16 protein-coding genes and 2 pseudogenes are annotated in these 18,389 nt (G+C 70.5%); 5 read left to right on the top strand and 13 right to left on the bottom strand.

Features of this window, described 5'->3' with window-relative positions; translation table 11 throughout:
• Positions 1–244: 244 nt before the first annotated feature.
• A complete protein-coding gene (locus OG272_RS13305; RefSeq protein WP_405893379.1) occupies positions 245–3,373 on the bottom strand; it encodes an alpha-N-acetylglucosaminidase in 3,129 nt (1,042 codons plus the stop codon).
• Positions 3,374–3,488: 115 nt separating this feature from the next.
• Between OG272_RS13305 and OG272_RS13300 the strand changes: the two genes are divergently transcribed.
• Positions 3,489–3,941, top strand: coding sequence for a hypothetical protein (locus OG272_RS13300; protein ID WP_327730103.1), 453 nt, complete (start codon positions 3,489–3,491; stop codon positions 3,939–3,941).
• Positions 3,942–4,031: 90 nt separating this feature from the next.
• On the opposite strand, the gene OG272_RS13295 is transcribed toward OG272_RS13300, so the two are convergent.
• From OG272_RS13295 to OG272_RS13265, 7 genes are all read right to left on the bottom strand, one after another.
• The gene (locus OG272_RS13295; RefSeq protein ID WP_405893376.1) at positions 4,032–5,609 is read right to left on the bottom strand and encodes a DUF1996 domain-containing protein; all 1,578 of its coding nucleotides are present in this window, start codon (positions 5,607–5,609) and stop codon (positions 4,032–4,034) included.
• Between the two features lie 278 nt (positions 5,610–5,887).
• Entirely contained in the window at positions 5,888–6,910 is a 1,023-nt protein-coding gene (locus tag OG272_RS13290) for an NAD-dependent epimerase/dehydratase family protein (RefSeq protein ID WP_405893374.1), read from the bottom strand.
• 157 nt (positions 6,911–7,067) lie between these two features.
• Entirely contained in the window at positions 7,068–7,706 is a 639-nt protein-coding gene (locus tag OG272_RS13285; protein WP_327730105.1) for a winged helix-turn-helix domain-containing protein, read from the bottom strand.
• A gap of 332 nt (positions 7,707–8,038) precedes the next feature.
• A complete protein-coding gene (locus OG272_RS13280) occupies positions 8,039–9,019 on the bottom strand; it encodes a DUF6891 domain-containing protein (protein WP_327730106.1) in 981 nt (326 codons plus the stop codon).
• Between the two features lie 97 nt (positions 9,020–9,116).
• The gene (gene glnII, locus OG272_RS13275; protein ID WP_326583313.1) at positions 9,117–10,145 is read right to left on the bottom strand and encodes a glutamine synthetase; all 1,029 of its coding nucleotides are present in this window, start codon (positions 10,143–10,145) and stop codon (positions 9,117–9,119) included.
• A 309-nt stretch (positions 10,146–10,454) separates the two neighbouring features.
• Positions 10,455–11,165 carry a hypothetical protein gene (locus tag OG272_RS13270; protein ID WP_327730107.1) on the bottom strand — a complete coding sequence of 237 codons (711 nt, stop codon included), beginning with the start codon at positions 11,163–11,165 and terminating at the stop codon, positions 10,455–10,457.
• Between the two features lie 163 nt (positions 11,166–11,328).
• Positions 11,329–11,688: an arsenate reductase family protein gene (locus tag OG272_RS13265; RefSeq protein WP_326583315.1), complete on the bottom strand. Its 360-nt coding sequence runs from the start codon at positions 11,686–11,688 to the stop codon at positions 11,329–11,331.
• Positions 11,689–11,864: 176 nt separating this feature from the next.
• Between OG272_RS13265 and OG272_RS13260 the strand changes: the two genes are divergently transcribed.
• Positions 11,865–12,179: a hypothetical protein gene (locus OG272_RS13260; RefSeq protein WP_045555419.1), complete on the top strand. Its 315-nt coding sequence runs from the start codon at positions 11,865–11,867 to the stop codon at positions 12,177–12,179.
• Between the two features lie 288 nt (positions 12,180–12,467).
• The gene (locus OG272_RS13255) at positions 12,468–13,115 is read left to right on the top strand and encodes a DUF4360 domain-containing protein (RefSeq protein ID WP_326583316.1); all 648 of its coding nucleotides are present in this window, start codon (positions 12,468–12,470) and stop codon (positions 13,113–13,115) included.
• A gap of 317 nt (positions 13,116–13,432) precedes the next feature.
• Here the strand turns inward: OG272_RS13255 and OG272_RS13250 are convergent.
• Together OG272_RS13250 and OG272_RS13245 are read right to left on the bottom strand one after the other, a co-directional pair.
• Positions 13,433–13,972: pseudogene (locus tag OG272_RS13250) on the bottom strand (DNA glycosylase AlkZ-like family protein).
• A 186-nt stretch (positions 13,973–14,158) separates the two neighbouring features.
• The gene (locus OG272_RS13245; RefSeq protein ID WP_327730108.1) at positions 14,159–15,142 is read right to left on the bottom strand and encodes an aminoglycoside phosphotransferase family protein; all 984 of its coding nucleotides are present in this window, start codon (positions 15,140–15,142) and stop codon (positions 14,159–14,161) included.
• 175 nt (positions 15,143–15,317) lie between these two features.
• Here OG272_RS13245 and OG272_RS13240 point away from each other — a divergent pair, with 175 nt between their 5' ends.
• A complete protein-coding gene (locus OG272_RS13240) occupies positions 15,318–15,611 on the top strand; it encodes a hypothetical protein (protein ID WP_326583318.1) in 294 nt (97 codons plus the stop codon).
• Positions 15,612–15,663: 52 nt separating this feature from the next.
• Here the strand turns inward: OG272_RS13240 and OG272_RS13235 are convergent.
• From OG272_RS13235 to glnA, 3 genes and pseudogenes are all read right to left on the bottom strand, one after another.
• A pseudogene (locus OG272_RS13235) lies at positions 15,664–15,813 on the bottom strand (hypothetical protein); the annotation flags it as partial.
• Positions 15,814–15,847: 34 nt separating this feature from the next.
• A complete protein-coding gene (locus OG272_RS13230) occupies positions 15,848–16,105 on the bottom strand; it encodes a hypothetical protein (protein WP_326583319.1) in 258 nt (85 codons plus the stop codon).
• A 137-nt stretch (positions 16,106–16,242) separates the two neighbouring features.
• Positions 16,243–17,652, bottom strand: coding sequence for a type I glutamate--ammonia ligase (gene glnA, locus OG272_RS13225; protein ID WP_326583341.1), 1,410 nt, complete (start codon positions 17,650–17,652; stop codon positions 16,243–16,245).
• Between the two features lie 196 nt (positions 17,653–17,848).
• Here glnA and OG272_RS13220 point away from each other — a divergent pair, with 196 nt between their 5' ends.
• The gene (locus OG272_RS13220) at positions 17,849–18,316 is read left to right on the top strand and encodes an RDD family protein (protein ID WP_326583342.1); all 468 of its coding nucleotides are present in this window, start codon (positions 17,849–17,851) and stop codon (positions 18,314–18,316) included.
• The last annotated feature ends 73 nt before the right edge of the window (positions 18,317–18,389 follow it).

Below are 18,389 nucleotides of genomic sequence, written 5' to 3'. Positions count from 1 at the left end.
GGTCGGATGGTCACCAGAGCGCTCCGCTGGGTTGGGTGGGGCGCCTAGGGGGTGGGGGTGCCTTTTCGTCGGCGGGTGCGGACGGTTCGTGGTCGCTCGCGCAGTTCCCCGCGCCCCCAAAGGGGCGCGGGGAACTGCGCGAGAAGCCCCACCCACCCGCACCCGAACAACCCACCCGAGCGGGGTCGAAGGGGCGGCAGCCCCTGGGGGATGGGACGGGTAGGGGCGGCGGGGGCGAGGAAACCTAGGTGAGCGACCACCCGCTGAACTCGACCAGCCCCCGCGCCCCGCTCCCCCCGTTCGTCGCACTCATGAAGAGCCCCACGTCCTGACCACCCCCCACCGCCCCGGGCACGGACACCGTCCCCACCACCCGCCAGCTCGCCCCCTCGTCGACGGAGCACTCACCCACGTACGCCCCCGCCCCCGCCCGGCTCAACCGCAACACCACCGGCGCCTTCACCCCCGTGATCCGCCGATACGTGTCGAGCGTCCCGTCCCCCGTACTGTCGTACGACAACACCACCCCGTTCGCCGGAGTGACCGCCAGATTCAGGAACCCCGCAGACCCGGCCGTACCGAGGCTGTTCCGCACCACGATCCCCGCCCGCGCCCAGTTCCCGGTCGACGCCTGGGAATCGACCCGGAGAGTGACGGACGTACCGTCCCCAAGCGCCCCCGCCCGATAGAGCGTGCCGAACTCCGCCGTACCCCGCCACAGATCCGCCCCGCCACCATCGATCGCGAACCGGTCCTCCAACTGCCCGAAGACGGCCCCGTTGTTGGTGTAGGTGCGCCACCCCGAATCCACCGGCCCCGCCTCGAACAGCGTTCCGTCGAAGCGCCCCTCGACCCGGTCCTCCCCACGCGGACCGTACTGGACGGTGATCGTGTGGGGGAGCGGCCGCAGCGGACGGTCCAGCGGCACATCCGGCGCGTCCGCGCGCCAGCGCACCGTCCCCGAGCCGGCCGCCGGAACGCTCGGCAACGATGTCGGCCCCTCCGGCTCGGCCGTCCCGTCGAAGCCGCTGAGCGCGAAGTCCACCCGCCCCGTCGCCCTCAGCCCGTTGACATTGCGGAAGACCGCCGAGACCCGCGCACTCCCGCCGGGCGGCAGCACCGGCGGCTCCGCGGTGACGGCCAGCGTCCCCTGGTACGGCGCCCGCGCCAGCACCTCACGCACCCGCGCCGCCGCCCTGTACGCGTCCCCCACCGGCCGCAGCGGATAGTCCTTGCGCTCCCGGGTCCACGGCTCCTCGAACGCGAACCAGTCCACGGCCGCCGGAGCGGTCCCCGTGGCGAGCGCGTCCTCCAGGGTGTCGAGCCACTTCTGCCAGCGCGGGACGTAGAAGTCGGCCATGAGGCCGTTCCACTCCCGGTTGCCGTACTCGTGCAGATCGCCCGTGTCGGAGGTGGCCCGCCCGCCCCACACCGTGATCAGCACCTTCGCCGTCCGCTCGAACTCGGCCCGCTCGGCGTCGTTCGTCGCCAGCAGCCGGGCGTCGTTCACCCACGGGCCCAGCAGGAACGCCCCGTTCGTGCCCGTCACCTCGTCGGACAGCCGCATCAGCCGCAGCCAGAGCGTGGACAGCGCACGGAAGGTGGCGAGGTCCTTGCGCCGGTAGGCCTCGCGCAGCTGCGGCAGGTACTGGCGGCTGCGGTGCGCGAGCGCCTGCCGCGCCACGTCCACCACGTCGTACCGGTACGCCGGGTTGCGGCGCAGCCCGCCCGCCACGCCCAGCAGCCCGGCGAGGGCCGCGTCGAAGCGGCCGGGGTCGTACGTCAGTGCCCTCGGCGCGTACTCGGCGGCGCGGTTCGCGGCGAGATCGGGGCGGGCGCAGAAGAGGGAGTCGTGCGGGTCGCTGCGCTCCACGGCCTGCTGCTGGTACGCGGTGTCGTGCAGCGCCCGCCAGGCCCTGCGGGCGGAGTCGTCGCGGCCGCCGTACCGGAAGTCGGCGTACGAGGAGAACCAGGCGGCCCGGTCGAGCTTCCTCGGGGTCCAGGCCAGTTCGGAGAAGAGCTCGAAGGCGGCCGGGTCGCGGTCGGTGGCCTCGGGCAGGAACGCCGTACCGGCGAGCGCGCTGCCCGCCTTGTCCCGCCAGGCGAAGAACTTGTCGTTCCACAGGTGCGCGCGGGCCCCGATCGTCGTACGGCCGCCGAAGTTGGGGATCGTGCCGAAGCAGTACGGGGTGCCGCCCCAGTCGCGTTCGCGGTCGGTGACACTGGCGTAGCGGTCGGAGACGCCGTCCACGATCAGCATCTTCGACCGGTCGATGGCGTCCAGCAGCTCAGGCAGCGGGTTCTCCTGCCAGCCGAGGATCACCCAGGTGGCGCCGGGACGCGCCTTCTGGAGGGCCTTCTCCACGCCCTGCGCCGCGTCCGGCACCGGCACGTCACCCGCCGTGCCGCCCTCGTGCAGGAGGTCCATCTTGAAGTGGGCCGCCTCGCCGAACACGTCCCTGACGTGGCCGTAGAAAGAGGCGGCGACGCGGGCGAAGGAGTCGGTGCGCGGATCGAGCCAGTCGGGGCGTTCGAAGCCGTGCCAGATGCCCTGCGGGACGACGTGCGCGTCACCGCCGTTGCGCTCCACGAACTCCTTGGGGACGTGCCCGTAGTAGCCGGGCAGTACGGGGGACATGCCCAGCTCGCGCAGCCGGTCGGTGATCCGCCGGCCCAGCGCGGCCCGGCGGGCGATCAGCTCGGGGGAGAGGGGACCGCCGTACCCGGAGAGGTTCTGCAGCAGCCACCAGGGCTGGTGGGAGGGGGCGGGGAGCCAGGCCCGTGACTCCTCGTCGGAGTAGCCGAAGTCCTTCAGCAGCCGGTGGTAGACGGCCTCCATGCCCGCGACGACCAGGACCTCGTTGCAGCCGTGCGCCGCCAGGAGGTCGATCTGGTGTTCCCAGTACGGCCAGTCCGCGTACGGGGCGGTGTAGCCGTCGTTGGTGTCGTTGAGGGCGAAGCGGTGGGGGAGGGCGGTGGATCTCTCCAGGGGCCGGGCGGGGGCGGGGAGGCGGCTCGGCAGGTCCAGCTGGCTGCCGTTCCAGGCGAGGTGGGCCCCGCAGACGTACTTGAGGTACCAGTGGACGCCCATGAGCAGGGTGGCCGGTGTCGTGGCCTGGACCTGGATGCGTCCGGTGGTGCCCGTGACACGGAAGCGGTCGACGGTGCCGCTCCGGTCGAGCAGACTGAGCCGGAACTGTCCGGCATGACCGGGCAGCAGCCGATTGAGCGCGGAGCGCGCGGGAGCCGTATCGAAGACGGGGCCCTCGCCGGGGCTCTCTGCGGCGTGGGCCGGGACCGACCACTGCAGGTGGGTTCCGAGGCCGATGACAGCGGCCGAGCCCAGCACCGTGCGTCGCGACGGACTGTTCATGTCTGTGTGCCCCCTGTGTCGACAGTGGCGGCACGCTAACGGGGCGACCGTCCGTGAACAACGGTGCGCACGGAGCTGGCGAGTTCACGTCGCCTGAACGGACCCGGAGGTACGGATGAGTTTGACGAGGAAGAGGCTTGCGGGGAGCGCGGCCTGCGCGGCCGCCGCCCTGCTGGTGCTGACCGGCTGCGGCTCGGCCGACGACGCCGAGGCCGCCGTCCCCAAGACGGCGACCGGGACACTGGAGCACATCGCGGGCGAGGTGGGCTGCAAGCCGGACATGCAGACGGACGCGGACACGATCCGCCAGGCCCTCTGTACCAACAAGGACGGCGACTTCGACGGCAAGTTCGTCCTCGCGACCTTCGCCACCGACCGGGGCCAGGCGGAATGGCTCTCCGGCGCCAAGGACTACGGCGGCTACTACCTCGTCGGCCGCAAGTGGGTCGCCGTCGGCGAGAAGAAGACGGTGGGCGGGCTGCAGGGCACGCTCGGCGGGGAGATGCAGGAGGGGTCCGCGCACATGAACCCCGGTGGCAGCCACAACGACGGCAGCCACAGCGGCTGACCGCGCCGGTCGCGGTCCCGGGGACAGACGAAAGCCGGCGGTGGGAGATCCCACCGCCGGCTTCCTCAGTGACTCAGAAGCGCTTCGGTACTACTTGCACTTCTGGCCGCCGTTGATGCACTGGACCATCTTGTTCATCGTCTCCTGGTTGAAGAAGTTGATGAAGTCGTTGTGGTCGGTGATCGGCTTGTGCAGGTTCTCCGGGAAGGAGTCGACCGCGAAGGGGTTCACGACCTGTCCGTTCTGGATCTGCGGGGCCGGGACGTTGTAGACCAGTCGGACCTGGAGCTGCGGGATGGCCTGGAAGCCGTTGGAGCAGCTGCCGTCCGCCTCGACGAAGTCCACGTGCGTGCGGTGGTTGGCGCTGTCGATGTTCTGGCCGTCCCAGCAGGACTGGAAGAAGGACGTCCGCACCACGGAGCTGCCCTGCGGGCAGATCGGGTACTTGTCCGTCAGCTGACGGTCCTCGAAGCCGGTGCAGCTCCAGTTCGTGTTGGCGTTGTTCAGGCCGTTCACGAAGGCCTTCGCGTCACCGGTGATGATGCGCAGGGCCGTCGGCATCGCGACGACATTGCCCTTCTTGTTGCCGACGAACTTCAGCTGGGCCTGGCTCGGCTCGACGATCTTGCCGACGTTCTTGTCCACGCCACCGCCGGGGGCGTTGGCGTCGATGTCGTTCGAACCGTCCTGGATACGGATCACCGGCCAGAAGTACGACGACTTGTCGCCCTGGTTCTGGCAGGAGGTCTGCGCGTTGGCCAGGTCCTGGTCGCTCGCGAAGGCGTTGTTGCTCTGGTTGCCCACGTAGTCGTGCTGGTGCTGGGCACCGTTGCTGACACCGGGAGCGACGATCACGTTGTCCGAGTTGCGGAGCTGGTTCTGGTTGACGCCGCAGCTCGTGGTGAACGTGCCCTTCGAACCGCCGTTGCCGTTGGCGGCGAGACCGTTGCCGTTCACGCCCTTCGGGCCGCCGTTCGGCTGGACCTGGGTGATGTCCTGGAAGTCGCCCGCGACCGGGCCGTTACCGCCCTGCCCGCCACCGGCCTGACCCTGGTTACCGCCCTGGTTCTGACCCTGGCCGCCCTGGTTCTGACCCTGGCCGCCCTGGTTCTGGCCGCCCTGGTTCTGACCCTGGCCGCCCTGGTTCTGGCCGCCGCCGCCCTGGTTCTGACCCTGGCCCCCGCCGGCGTTGGTCTGAGCCTGGTCGGCCTTGCCCTGGCAGGTCGCGAGCTGGGCCATGCCCTGCGGAGCCTGGCCGCCCACGCGCCGGATGTTGATGCCGATCCGGTCGATGGTGGCCGTCCGCTTGGACTTCAGCGGGCCGAGAATGGCGTTGTTGACGAAGTTGGCGTCGCCCGCCTGAGCCTGGCGCGTGTCAGCGAGGCGCTTGTACGCCTCGGTGATCTGCCGGTCCAGCAGCGCCAGCTCCTTGGCTACTCCCGCGCGCGCCTTCTTGGGCACGTTCGTCAGCTTCTGGCCGACGTCCGGGCAGGCGATGGTGGCGACCTGCGCGGAGGCCAGTGTGCTGTTCTGCTTGGACTTCGACTCGCCCGCTGAGGCGTAGAAGTTCGCCCAGACCAGGCCGCCGCCCGCGACCGCGAGCGCCGCGGATGCGGCAATGGCCCGAACGGCCAGCGGCGAACGTCGTTTGCGTGTGTTGCGTCCCATGGAACTCCTCTGACTTCCTTGCGGGGCTATCGAGGCGCCCGACAGGAGTGAAGCGGCTCCATCAAATACGCGGGGAGTCCCAGGAGTGTTCAGGCGACTCAGAAATTGATGAGAGATTCGTGGGACAAACTGGTTTCAACGCCCCACGAAACACCGGGAGTTGCCGGTCCCCTACGGCGTGTGTGCGGTGAAGGTCCCTGGTGGGGTCCGTGAAGGGGATGTTTGGGCGGCCCTGGCCAAGATAAGCGAGAACCGCCGACCGCACGCCCATTTGTCGGCTAAGAGCCCAGCACCTTAGCCTCCACCGACGCGTCCAGCCCCACCGCCGGACGGTCCGGTCGCAGCGGCGCGACCCCGCCCAGCCCCGTCAGCCACTCCCAGGTGTCCCGTACGGTCTCCTCGACACCCCGGCAGCGGAGTCCGTCCCGTACGGCCCGCGACACGTCCGCCCGGTGCAGCGCGTCGTGCAGATCGCTCCCTTCGGGCACCCACACCGGCAGCTGCGTCCACGGCTCGATCCCCGCATCGAGGATCAACTCCGATGCCGTCCAGCGGAGTTCGGCGGCCCCGCCGGTCACCCGCACACAGGCGTCGAGCAGTTCGCCCATGGTCGACATGCCCGAGGGGCCGACCAGGTTGTAGGCGCCCCTCGACCCTCGTTCCGCCGCGCCGAGAATCCAGGCGGCGAGATCGCGGACGTCGACGTACTGGAGGGGGAGGTCCCGGGGGCCGGGCGCCAGGACCGGTCCGCCCCGGGCGGCACGGGTGAGCCACCAGGGCAGCCGGCCGATGTTCTCGTACGGCCCGAGGATCAGCCCGCAGCGCACGAGGAGCGAGCGGTCGGGGCCGAACGCCTCGACCGCGGCGAGTTCCCCGCCCCGCTTGTCGCGGGCGTAGTCGGTCTGCTCCGCGTCGGCCGACGCGCCGTCCACCAGCGGTGCCCGCTCGTCGTACCCGGCGGCGGGGGGCCAGGCGTACACCGAGCAACTCGACACGTACACATACCGCTCGGCCACGCCGGACAGCAGCCGCGCGGTGTCCCGGACGGCCCGCGGCGCCGCCGACCAGGTGTCGACGACGACATCCCACCCGTCCCCGCCGGAAGCGGAGCCGGCGGTGGAGGCGTCGACGAGCGCCGCGAGCCCGTCCGGTGCGGTGCGGTCGCCCAGCAACGACCGCACCCCGGCCGGAGGTTCGTGCCGTCCCCGGTGGAAGACGGTCACCTCCCAGCCGCGGGCCAGCGCCGACTCCACGACGGCGCGACCCACGAACTCCGTACCACCCAGCATCAGAAGTCTCATGCCGCCGACTCTGCCCGCCGGGCTGTCGGCACGGAACGGGAATCTGCTCTCAGGAGATCCGCTCTCAGAAGATCCACTCTCAGGAGAGCCGTCGAGCTGGAGGCGACGACGTCCCGTTACGGGACGATGAGTGGCTCCGACGCCAACGGGTCGGACGTCAACGGCTCAGCGGCGGCGTGTACTTGTACCCGACCCGCCGCACCGTCTGGATCGCCTGGCGGAACTCCGCGCCGAGCTTGCGGCGCAGCCGGGCGATGTGGACGTCGACGGTCCGCCCGTCGCCCACATGCCCGTAGCCCCACACCGTGGTGACCAACTGGTCGCGGGTGTGCACCCGGTTCGGATGCGCGACGAGATGGGCGAGGAGTTCGAACTCCAGATAGGTGAGGTCGAGCGGCCGCCCGCCGACCTCGGCGGTGCGCTGCACGGTGTCCACGCGGACCAGCCCGTCCTTGCCCTCGACGGACCCGGAAGCGGAAGCCGCACCGGAACCGGCGTGGTCGGCCGGCTTCTCCTCCGCGACCACGAACGGCAGCACCGGCGGCTGCTGGTCGGCCGGGACAAGCACCAGGTAGCCGACCATCGGCGGCCGGCCCGGCAGCGTGGGCAGGGTGTGCGGGGGAGCGGGCAACCAGGTGGCGCCCGGCGGCAGGAAGTCCGCGATGTCCACGACCTCGTCCCGCCCCACGGCACGCAGTCGGTGCCGGGGGGCGCCGGGCGCGGGGACGGCGACGGGGGCGGAGCCCGACGCGGCGGTCAGCGGGGTGGCGGTCGACAGAGAACGGGTGTTCGCCATGAGAGGTCAGCTCTTTCGCGCGAGAGGTTCGTCCGGGAAACCTCGGCGACCGAGTTCGTGGTCGGTTCCGCCGAGGGACGTACGTCGTTCCGCGCCGACCGAAGGCCGGGGTGTACGGCTTTAGAGGGCCGGCGCGTTCATCGCGCGGCAACACACCCGGTCGAAGTCGTGGTGCTGACGGGAAGGCCAGAAGGGCTCGAGGTCATGGCGACCCGTCGCGCGTCGGTTCTGGAGGCTGGCCATGGCCCCATTGAAGCAGAAACACGCCTGCCGCAGGAGCCTCCTCTCACTGCTTGGACGCTTCTCCGGCATGACCGGAGTGTGTCGTGGCCTCAGCCGACCAGGCGTTTGTGCCAATGGAGCGGGGTGACGGTGATGGCCTTGGTGGGATCTCCGTCCCACTCCGCGGACAGACCCTCCGCCGCGAGGGCCGCCACGACCTGCCGCCCGACCGCCGTGGTGGTCTCGGCGGCGTCGTCGAACCCGCCGTACAGCAGCATCAGTCCGTACCCGGCGGCGGCGCCCTCGGTGCACTGCGAGTGGAAGAACACGAATCCCCGGGCGTCCGGCGAGCCTTCGGCGCCTATCTCGGTCGTACCGCAGTTGCGGCAGCAGGTGAAGTTCTCCCGGGCGGTGATGCCGTGCGCCGACTGGAGCGCCTCGAAGGCGCGGGTGAGCCGCTCGGGGTCGGTGACCCCGTCCCAGGTCTCCTGCTCGGCGAGCCGCTCCACCCAGAGCCGGTCGACGAGCTGCCGGGCCTGTGCACGGGAAACGGGCCGGGCGTCGCCGTCCACGAGATACTCCTCGGCGGCCTCGCTCAACCGGGCCCGGTCGTCGTAACCGCAGCGCAACAGCTCCCGCACCCGCTCCTCGACCTGCTCCCGTACGTCGTCCGGGAGTTCCGGCACCTCCTCCGGGGCGTCGTGCTCGACGGGGGTCCACTCGATCCCGGTCTCCCAGCCCGGCGTCCGCCGCGCCCAGCCGGTCATGGCCTCGGCCACCCGCTCCGGGTCGGTGAGGACGGCCCCGAAGAACCGGTCGCGGTCCTCCCGGTACTCCAGCTGGTACTCGCCGTCCGCGCCGTCGTCGGCCCGCTCGTGCCAGACCTGGACGAAGACGTCCGGGATGTCCGGTATCCGCTGCACGACCAGGAAACGGTCGCCCCGGTCCCCGATCCGGCACACCAGCTCGCGCAGCCGCTCCGCCGAGATCCGGGCGTGCTTCTCCCCGGTCTCCGTGTCGACCTTGACGGCCAGCCGGGCGGTGCCGGAGGGCTCGTTCGTACGGGCCGGATCGCCCCCGTGGATCTTCATGCCCCCACCATGGCACGCCCCACTGACAACGCCGGAGGGCGCCCACCGGAATCGGTGGACGCCCTCTCGGAACCTCGGGCTCGAAGAGCCCGGTGGATCAGACCTGGCCGGCCTTGTCGAGCGCGGTGCAGCAGGTGTCGACGATCAGCCGCGTCACGACGTACGGGTCGACGTTGGCGTTCGGGCGGCGGTCCTCGATGTAGCCCTTGCCGTCCTTCTCGACCTGCCACGGGATACGGACCGAGGCGCCACGGTTGGAGACACCGTAGGAGTACTCGTTCCACGGGGCGGTCTCGTGCAGACCGGTCAGGCGGTCGTCGATGCCGGCGCCGTAGTTCTTGACGTGGTCGAGCGGCTTCGAGCCCTCGCCCAGCGACTCGCACGCGGTGATGATCGCGTCGTAGCCCTCGCGCATCGCCTTCGTGGAGAAGTTGGTGTGCGCACCGGCGCCGTTCCAGTCACCCTTGGCCGGCTTGGGGTCCAGGGTGGCGGCGACGTCGAAGTCCTCGGCGGTGCGGTAGAGCAGCCAGCGGGCCACCCACAGGTGGTCGGAGACCTCCAGCGGGGAGACCGGGCCGACCTGGAACTCCCACTGGCCGGGCATGACCTCGGCGTTGATGCCGGAGATGGCGAGACCGGCCGCCAGGCAGTTCTCCAGGTGGGCCTCGACGATGTCACGGCCGAAGATCTCGTCGGCGCCGACACCGCAGTAGTAGCCGCCCTGGGGGGCCGGGAAGCCGCCCTTGGGGAAGCCGAGCGGCGTGCCGTCCTGGAAGAACGTGTACTCCTGCTCGATGCCGAAGATCGGCTCCTGCGCGGCGAACTTCTCGGCGACCTCGCGCAGCGCGGCACGGGTGTTGGACTCGTGCGGCGTCATGTCGATGTTGAGGACCTCGCAGAGCACGAGGACGTCGTCGCCGCCACGGATCGGGTCCGGGCAGGAGAAGACCGGCTGGAGCACACGGTCCGAGGAGTGCCCCTCGGCCTGGTTCGTGGAGGACCCGTCGAAGCCCCAGATCGGAAGCTCGGCACCCTTGGCGTCGTCGGCCAGAATCTTCGTCTTGGAACGGAGCTTGGCCGTCGGCTCGGTGCCGTCGATCCAGATGTACTCAGCCTTGAAGGTCACGGGCCACATCCTTCGGGGTGTGTCACTAGGCGCATGTGCGGGTGCTGCGGCGCTGCGGCACTGAAACGCCGCGCTGATGCCGGGCAGCCTGTCAACACGCGATTTCCCGGTCATTGCTCGAATGTGAACCCCGTGTTACCTGGGGCCTCTGTGGCGCGACTCACGTCACGACGGACGCGCTGGTCGGGCGCCTGCGCCGGGCGCGTGAGGCCGGCCGCCGCTCCGTGCGGGGCCGGCCTCCCTGGACGACGGTCGCCTGCTCTTCACCTCACCGTTACGAGCGGGCCCGCCCCGTCGTCCAGGACGGCGTCACCCCACCTTCTCGATCAGTGCGCGGCGGATCAGGAACTTGCCGGGCTCCCGGACCTCCTCGAAGGCGGAGTTGTTCAGCAGGACACAACTGCCCGAGACCGAAGTGACCTCCACGGTCGTGGACTTGTTGTTGTCCAGGTTGGTCACCCGCAGCTTCGTACCGGCGGGGAACTCGTTGCTGGACGCGGCCGGGGCGCCGCCCTCACCGGAGAGGGTGACGGTGGAGCCGTCGCAGACCTGCTCGCCGGCCCCGGCGTTCCCCGTGCCCCCGGCGCCGCCCGTGTCACCGGCGTTCCCGGCGCCGCCTGCGTTCCCGGCGGCCTCGTCGCCCTGGGGGTCCTGAGCCGACCCCCCGGTCTCCGTGGCCGGCGCGGAGGGCTGCGCGGGCTGTGCGGCCTGGGAGCCCTGAGCCGACTCCCCGACGACGCAGTCCGACGCCCCCTGCTGGACCTTGATCTGGGCGATGACCGCCTCGCGGTTGGCGATCCGGGCCGCCGACTGGGCGTCGGGGTTCGCCTTCTGGTCGGCGATGAACCGCTCGTTGTTGCCGAGCGCGGTGGCCAGGCCCTGGCAGACACTGGAATCCGCCGCGCTCTGCGCCGCGTTCGACGTGGCCGCCATGGCGAAGGCCCCGCCTCCCGCCACCGCCGCCGCGGTCACGAACAGTGCGACCTTCTTCTTCGTGCTGAGCGTTCTCCTACGCGACATGCGCGCCTCCTGTTCCCGGTGGGCCTTCGGATCGGCCGCCGGATCGGACGAGTACGCCGCTATGTACGAGATATCGAACGAAACTGCTCAACGGTCACAGCGAACTCTCAAGTAACCCACGTCACACCAAGGTTGAGGACCCGGCCCGCCGAACCGCCGCCCGCTACCTGGACAGGGCGTCCCGTACCGCCTCGTCCGTGCGGGCCACCACCGCCGTACCGTCGTCCGCGGTGATGATCGGCCGCTGGATGAGCTTCGGGTGCTCGGCGAGCGCCTTGATCCACCGGTCGCGCGCGCCGGCCTCCCGGGCCCACTCCTTGAGGCCGAGTTCCTTGGCGGCGGCCTCCTGGGTGCGGGTGATGTCCCACGGTTCGAGCCCGAGGCGGTCCAGTACGGCGCGGATCTCGTCCTCGCTGGGGACGTCCTCCAGGTAGCGGCGGACGGTGTAGTCGGCCCCCTCGGCGTCGAGCAGGCCGATCGCGCTGCGGCACTTGGAACAGGCCGGATTGATCCAGATCTCCATGCCGCCCACCGTAGCCAACCGGGCGCGAAAACCCGTGTTCCACCCCTGTCACAGGACCCGTCAGAAGCCTTCTGGCCAGGGGCGATTGTCAGTGGGGGGTAGTAAAATAGAAGCAGTGTTCGAGGGTTGCCGACGGGGGATTCCGGCGGTGCCCAGACCGCGACAGGAGGATGTCCGTGCCCGCTGCCGCACTGAAGTCCAAGCCGCTGCCCACCCAGTCCACCGTTCAGCATCCCGTCCTGCTCGACCTGCCCTACGCGCCGGTGGTGAAGCACACGCTGCCGCCGGGCCGTCCGCGTGAGTGGTACATCACCCACAACCGGCGCCTGAAGGCCATGCGCCTCGCGATCGCCCTGCTCGACTCCGGTGTCCACATGCCGAACCAGGCGCGCAACGAGACGATCCGGAGCACGGCGGAGGTCATCGGTGTGCATCCGCCGTCGGACACCACGTGCCACATGGTGCGGGCCCTGATGCGCTACAGCCGCTGACGCCGCCCGCCGGATTCTCCGGTGCCGTCCACTCCGAGGGGGTGGGCGGCACCGCTGCGTCGAGCGGATGCCGGCGTTCGCGGGGGCTCGGCGGGCTGGGGGAGGGAAAAGGGCGATCTCCGGCCGCCAGGGTTGGCCGGAGATCGCCCTAGCCCTGCCCTCCCGGGGTCCATACGATGCGGTCGCCCCTCGGTCTTCACAGCTCTTTCACAGGCTGCGCTCTCGCTGGCCGTGGGGTTCTGGCGCATGCCTATTGACATGTGCATGACTCTGATCGGAGAACCCCCCATGGTTCGTGGTCTCCTCCTGGGCGGCGCCGTCGCCGCCCTCTTCGCCAGTGCGCTGCCCGCGCAGGCCGAGTCCCCGTTCGAGGACCCGCCCCCGGACAAGATCGTCATCAAGGTCGCCACGGTGAACGGCTCCGGCTGCCCCCAGGGCACGGCCGCGGTCGCCGTCTCGCCGGACAACACCGCGTTCACGGTGACCTACAGCGACTACCTCGCCCAGGTCGGCGGCGGCGCCCCGTCCACCGCGTTCCGCAAGAACTGCCAGCTCAACCTGATCGTCCATGTGCCCGGCGGCTTCACCTACGCCATCGCCAGCGTCGACTACCGAGGCTTCGCCTCGCTCCAACGCGGCGCGACCGGCACGGAAAAGGCTTCGTACTACTTCCAGGGCTCCCCGGACACCGCCTCCAGAACCCACGCGTTCAACGGCCCCTACGAGGACAACTGGCAGGCCACGGACGAGACCGACTGGGCCCAACTGGTGTGGGCCCCCTGTGGAGTCGAACGCAACTTCAACATCAACACCGAGTTGCGCGTCAACCGGGGCTCGTCGCCGGCGAGCAGCACGAGCTTCATGACCATGGACTCCACCGACGGCGACATCAGCACGATCTATCACTTGGCCTGGAAGGAGTGTCCCTCCGAGTGAGCCGGTTGCCGGGTGCCCTTCTGCGTCTCGGGCACCCGGCGCTGGTGTGAGCCCCAGCCACCGGGGGCTGCGCCCCCCGGGCCCCCTCGCGCTCGGCGGCGGCCGGGGCGGCGGGTTGTTCGTCCGCGGGCCGGTGGGGGCTGCTCGCGCAGTTCCCCGCGGGCCTGAAAAGCAGGGGCTGCGCCCCGTGCTTTTCAGGCCCGCAGGGGCCGTGTCTTCCAGGGGCGCGGGGACCTGCGCGAGCAACCACGACGGAGCCGCCCCCGCCACACAACCGTCCCCCGGACCTCTCCCGCTCTCCCGCTCTCTCGCGAACCTCACGCCAACTCCCTCTCCAACGGCGTCCGGAAGCGCGGCGTGACCCTCGTCGCCCCCACCCACCCCCGCAGCCGCAGCCTCCGCGCGGATTGCCTCCTCGGCCTCCCGCCGCACCCCGTCCGGGTCCAGCACACCGACTCCTCGACCTCCTTCAGCCAGGCCGCGTCCGGGGCCCCCGCCGCCATGTCCTTCAGCAGCGAGGCCCGTTCCCTGGCGGCGACCGTGATGCCGGTCGAGGCGTGCACCACGGCGGTCAGCTCCGTCGGAAACACGAACACGGTGTGCCGCATGCCGTGCATCCGGACGAGCGTCCGGTCCGCGTACAGCGCACGTTCGGTCTAGGCCACCGCCTGCCCCGGGTCGGCGAGCCGCGCGCCCACCGCCAGAAACACCGTCGCGGGATCCGAGCCGTGCAGCGCGACCAGTGAATCGGCCACCTCCTCCGGGCCCGTCACCCGTACCGATCCGGCCAACCGCTGCCGCAGGCCCAGCCGCACCCGCCGCTCGGCCACTCCGACATGCCGCTGCCCGTCACCCATGCCCGCCGCCTCCACCCGTATGCCCGCGTCCACCCCTGAGCCCCCGGCTCCCAGCCCCGAGCCCTCACGTCCTCTGAAGTCCCGAACGCCTCCGAAGACCGGAGTCCTCGACCGCATCCTCCCGGACGCCACTGACAATCGGGCGGCCCCGTGACTCGGGCACCAGCCGGCCGCCGCCCCGCCCCGTCACGCGTACCGCTCCCACACCCCGCCCACATACGCCTCCAGCCGCGCCCCCAGCACCTCCGGCGTCAGATCCGTCCGCCCCAGCTCCCGCCAGGGCACCGCGACCTTCTCCGCGTCGGGCGCGTAGGCGAGCGCGTCCAGCAGCCGCCAGTACAGGTGGTCCTGGTCCTGGGCCAGTCGACGCCCGCCCCGAGCCTCGTACCGCTCACGGAACCCGAGCCCGTACTCGGCCCCGTACAGCAGGGTCGACGCGGTCGAGCAGTGGGCGACATCGAGATCCGCGGGTCCCCACGAGGTCTCCACCCAGTCCACGACGCCGCTGATCCGCAGAGCCCCGTCCGTGCCCGCGTCCGTGTCCCTGCCCGTGTCCGTGCCCGTGTCCGTGCCCGCTTCCGTGCCCGTGAACAGGACGTTCCCCGGATGGAAGTCCCGGTGCAGGAAGCACCCTTCGTACGCCGGTGCCTCCCGCCGGATCACGTCCACGGCCCGCTCCCACAACGGGCCGTCGGGCGTGGTGACGCGCTCGGGCGAGGTCCAGGCCTGATACGTACGAGGCCGTTCCGCCGGCACGACCGCGTGGATCCGGGCGAGTTGCCCGGCGAGCAGATCCAGCCGCGCCTCCAGGTCCGCGTCCTCGTCCACCCGCACCGACCCCGGCAGCAGGGACATCAACAGCGAGGGATGGTCGGTGAGTTCGGCGGCCGGGTCGACGGCGTACAGGCGTGGCGTGGGGATGTCGTCGTACGGTGCGAGCAGGGTGAGTATCGCGGCTTCACGGTTCAACAGCCCTGGGGCGTGCAGCCGGAAGAACGGTTTCACGAACGACCGCAGGACGAGCCCCGTCCCGTCGTCGAGCGTCAGCCGGCGCATCCGGGAGGTCCAACCGCCGCGCAGATCCGTCCAGTTCCGCAGGCGGCGGCCCTCCGGAAGCTGCTTGTCCACCCACGTACGAGTAGCCGCCCATTCCTGACCATCGAATCCCATGGGCCCAGCATCTCCGATAAATGGGATGCCCCCGCACCCGTCACACGAGCATCCTGGACAGGCGCAGGGGAGTCCTCGGACACCGGACCCACGCAGGACGGGGGCCACTTTCCGGCCCCGGGGCTACTCTTCCACGCACAGTCATCACCCACGCCACGCCCCGAGGAGTCCCGTCATGGGCACCTTGATCCTTTCGGCGACCGCGGTTCTGGTCGTCATGGGTTTCTCCAACCAAGTCCTCTGGCTGGCCGCAGTCGCCCTGCTCTACCTGTACGTCCGCTACGGCCGCACGGGGGGAGGCTCGGCGACGTCCTCGTCGGGTTCCCCGACGAGCGGCGGCTCGGCCCAGCCCGCTTCCTACCGCGCGTACCGCGATCGCCGTGACCAGCAGGCGAAGTGGGAGCGCCGCTATCGCCGCGAACGGCCTGTCTCGACCCGTCGGCAGGACCGCGACAAGAGCGGCAAGTAGGTAGAGCGGGGGAACCGGAGCGACGAGCGAGCAGGCGGGGCCCCGGGGCCGGTCACAGCCCCGGGGCACCCCGGATCGGGAACCACCGGCTCAGCTCGGGCTCGACCCGCGGCTCGTCCCCGAGCGCCGCCCGGACCCGCGGCGCCGGCGCGTTGTCCCGCCGCCGCCCCGCGCCCGGCAGCGGCGCGAACGGATGGAACGTGCGCCCGGGTGCCGGCCGACGGGGGGCGGGGGGCTCAGTACGACGACCGATAGTTGATGTAGCCGATCAGCGCGATCAACCCTGCCACGCAGCCGAAGACGATCACCGTCGACACCCACGACGACCGGCGCGGAGCGACCGGGCCGGGGTCGGCGCGGAAGGGCTGGGGTTCGGGCGGGTTCTCCTTCCAGCGCGCGGCCAGCATCCGGGCCCGTGCGGAGGGCTCCTTGTGCTCTGCGTCGTCCGCCCACTTGATGTCGAACTCGCGCTCGTCGTCGTCCTGTTCGGGCATCCCCGTGTCTCCCCGTCGTCTCTCGAACAGTCGTGCCAGAACCATACGACGGCGCCCCCGTCCCGAAAAACGGGAACGGGGGCGGAGTCGAACGACCGGCGGCCGATCGGGACCTCACGCGCGGGGCGCGGGCTCGATCACACGTCGAAATAGAGCTCGAACTCGTGCGGGTGCGGGCGCAGCTGCAGCGGGGCGATCTCGTTGGTGCGCTTGTAGTCGATCCACGTCTCGATCAGGTCCGGCGTGAAGACGTCGCCCTGGAGGAGGAACTCGTGGTCGCGCTCGAGGGAGTCGAGGACGGCCGGGAGGGAGGTCGGGACCTGCGGGACGCCCGCGTGCTCCTCGGGGGCGAGCTCGTAGAGGTCCTTGTCGATCGGCTCGGCCGGCTCGATCTTGTTCTTGATGCCGTCGAGGCCCGCGAGGAGGAGGGCCGAGAAGGCGAGGTACGGGTTGCCGGAGGAGTCGGGCGCGCGGAACTCGACGCGCTTGGCCTTCGGGTTCGAACCCGTGATCGGGATACGCATGGCGGCGGAGCGGTTGCGCTGCGAGTACACCAGGTTCACCGGGGCCTCGAAGCCCGGGACCAGACGGTGGTACGAGTTCACCGTCGGGTTGGTGAAGGCGAGCAGCGACGGGGCGTGCTTGAGGATGCCGCCGATGTAGAAGCGGGCGGTGTCCGACAGGCCCGCGTACCCGGCCTCGTCGTAGAAGAGCGGGGAGCCGCCCGTCCACAGCGACTGGTGGACGTGCATGCCCGAGCCGTTGTCGCCGAAGATCGGCTTCGGCATGAAGGTCGCGGTCTTGCCGTTGCGCCAGGCCACGTTCTTCACGATGTACTTGAAGAGCTGGAGGTCGTCGGCCGCGGCGAGCAGCGTGTTGAACTTGTAGTTGATCTCGGCCTGGCCGGCGGTGCCCACCTCGTGGTGCTGGCGCTCGACCTGGAGGCCGGACTTGGCCAGCTCCAGGGAGATCTCGGCACGCAGGTCGGCGAAGTGGTCGACCGGCGGGGTCGGGAAGTAACCGCCCTTGTAGCGGACCTTGTAACCGCGGTTGTCCTCCAGCGCACCGGTGTTCCAGGCGCCCGCCTCGGAGTCGATGTGGTAGAAGGACTCGTTCTCCGAGGTCTTGAAGCGCACGCTGTCGAAGACGTAGAACTCGGCCTCGGGGCCGAAGTACGCGGTGTCCGCGATACCCGTGGAGGCGAGGTACGCCTCGGCCTTCTTCGCCACGTTCCGCGGGTCACGGGAGTACTGCTCGCCCGTGATCGGGTCGTGGATGAAGAAGTTGATGTTGACCGTCTTGTCGCGGCGGAAGGGGTCGACGCGCGCGGTGGACAGGTCGGCGCGGAGCGCCATGTCGGACTCGTGGATCGCCTGGAAGCCGCGGATCGAGGAGCCGTCGAACGCGAGCTCCTCGGCCGGGTCGAAGGCCGTGGCCGGGATCGTGAAGTGCTGCATCACACCCGGCAGGTCGCAGAAGCGGACGTCGACGAACTTGACGTCCTCGTCCGCGATGTACTTCTTGGCCTCGTCGGCGTTCTGGAACATCCAGCTCCTCCTACTCCCGACGTCCTGCCGGGGTGGTAGTTCGTTCGTGCTGCCAGTGCGGTGGCACACGCTGTCGTCGACACTAGGGACGGGTGATTTCTCGTACGTGACCCATTTGTTTCGCACAAGTTAACCGGACATCCCGCCATGCACCCCACCTGTCCGTATGGCAAAACGGTCGCAGTACGGTGGGCGGGTGGACAAGAGGCAAGCACTCGGATCGTGGCTCTCCGGACCCCGCGCGGCGGCGGAAGACGCCGGAGTCGACTTCGGATACAGGGGAGAGCAGCTCGGTCTGCCGGAGGAGGGGCCCGGCTCCATCGCCCGCCCGGGCCGCCGCCTCGGCGCCCTCGCCGTCGACTGGGGCCTCTGCCTCTTGATCGCATACGGCCTGATCACCGACGGCTACGACCAGGCCACCAGCAACTGGGCCCTGCTCATCTTCTTCCTGCTCCACGCCCTCACCCTGGGTACGGTCGGCTTCACCCCGGGCAAGCGCCTCTTCGGCCTGCGTGTCGTCGCCCAGGGCACCGGCACCGTGAACCCCTGGCGCGCCCTCCTCCGCACGGCCCTGCTGTGCCTCGCCATCCCCGCCCTGGTCTGGGACCGCGACGGCCGGGGCCTGCACGACCGGCTGGCGCGCACCGTGGAGGTGCGGATCTAGCGCTGGAGCGTCGTACCGGTACGACGAGCTGGTACGACGAATCGGCACGACGAACTGGTACGACGAACTGGTA

The sequence above is a fragment of the Streptomyces sp. NBC_00104 genome (assembly GCF_045160825.1).
Lineage (GTDB): Bacteria > Actinomycetota > Actinomycetes > Streptomycetales > Streptomycetaceae > Streptomyces.
This window is presented reverse-complemented; position numbering and strand designations above follow the sequence as displayed.

Excerpts from the sequence above, each read along its gene's own strand:
- OG272_RS13240 (WP_326583318.1), top strand. The coding sequence starts at position 15,318 with ATGGGCACCTTGATCCTTTCGGCGACCGCGGTTCTGGTCGTCATGGGT.
- OG272_RS13265 (WP_326583315.1), bottom strand. The coding sequence starts at position 11,688 with ATGGAGATCTGGATCAATCCGGCCTGTTCCAAGTGCCGCAGCGCGATC.
- OG272_RS13270 (WP_327730107.1), bottom strand. The coding sequence starts at position 11,165 with ATGTCGCGTAGGAGAACGCTCAGCACGAAGAAGAAGGTCGCACTGTTC.
- OG272_RS13300 (WP_327730103.1), top strand. The coding sequence starts at position 3,489 with ATGAGTTTGACGAGGAAGAGGCTTGCGGGGAGCGCGGCCTGCGCGGCC.
- OG272_RS13285 (WP_327730105.1), bottom strand. The coding sequence starts at position 7,706 with ATGGCGAACACCCGTTCTCTGTCGACCGCCACCCCGCTGACCGCCGCG.
- OG272_RS13230 (WP_326583319.1), bottom strand. The coding sequence starts at position 16,105 with ATGCCCGAACAGGACGACGACGAGCGCGAGTTCGACATCAAGTGGGCG.
- OG272_RS13280 (WP_327730106.1), bottom strand. The coding sequence starts at position 9,019 with ATGAAGATCCACGGGGGCGATCCGGCCCGTACGAACGAGCCCTCCGGC.
- OG272_RS13305 (WP_405893379.1), bottom strand. The coding sequence starts at position 3,373 with ATGAACAGTCCGTCGCGACGCACGGTGCTGGGCTCGGCCGCTGTCATC.
- glnA (WP_326583341.1), bottom strand. The coding sequence starts at position 17,652 with ATGTTCCAGAACGCCGACGAGGCCAAGAAGTACATCGCGGACGAGGAC.
- OG272_RS13245 (WP_327730108.1), bottom strand. The coding sequence starts at position 15,142 with ATGGGATTCGATGGTCAGGAATGGGCGGCTACTCGTACGTGGGTGGAC.
- OG272_RS13290 (WP_405893374.1), bottom strand. The coding sequence starts at position 6,910 with ATGAGACTTCTGATGCTGGGTGGTACGGAGTTCGTGGGTCGCGCCGTC.
- OG272_RS13295 (WP_405893376.1), bottom strand. The coding sequence starts at position 5,609 with ATGGGACGCAACACACGCAAACGACGTTCGCCGCTGGCCGTTCGGGCC.
- OG272_RS13255 (WP_326583316.1), top strand. The coding sequence starts at position 12,468 with ATGGTTCGTGGTCTCCTCCTGGGCGGCGCCGTCGCCGCCCTCTTCGCC.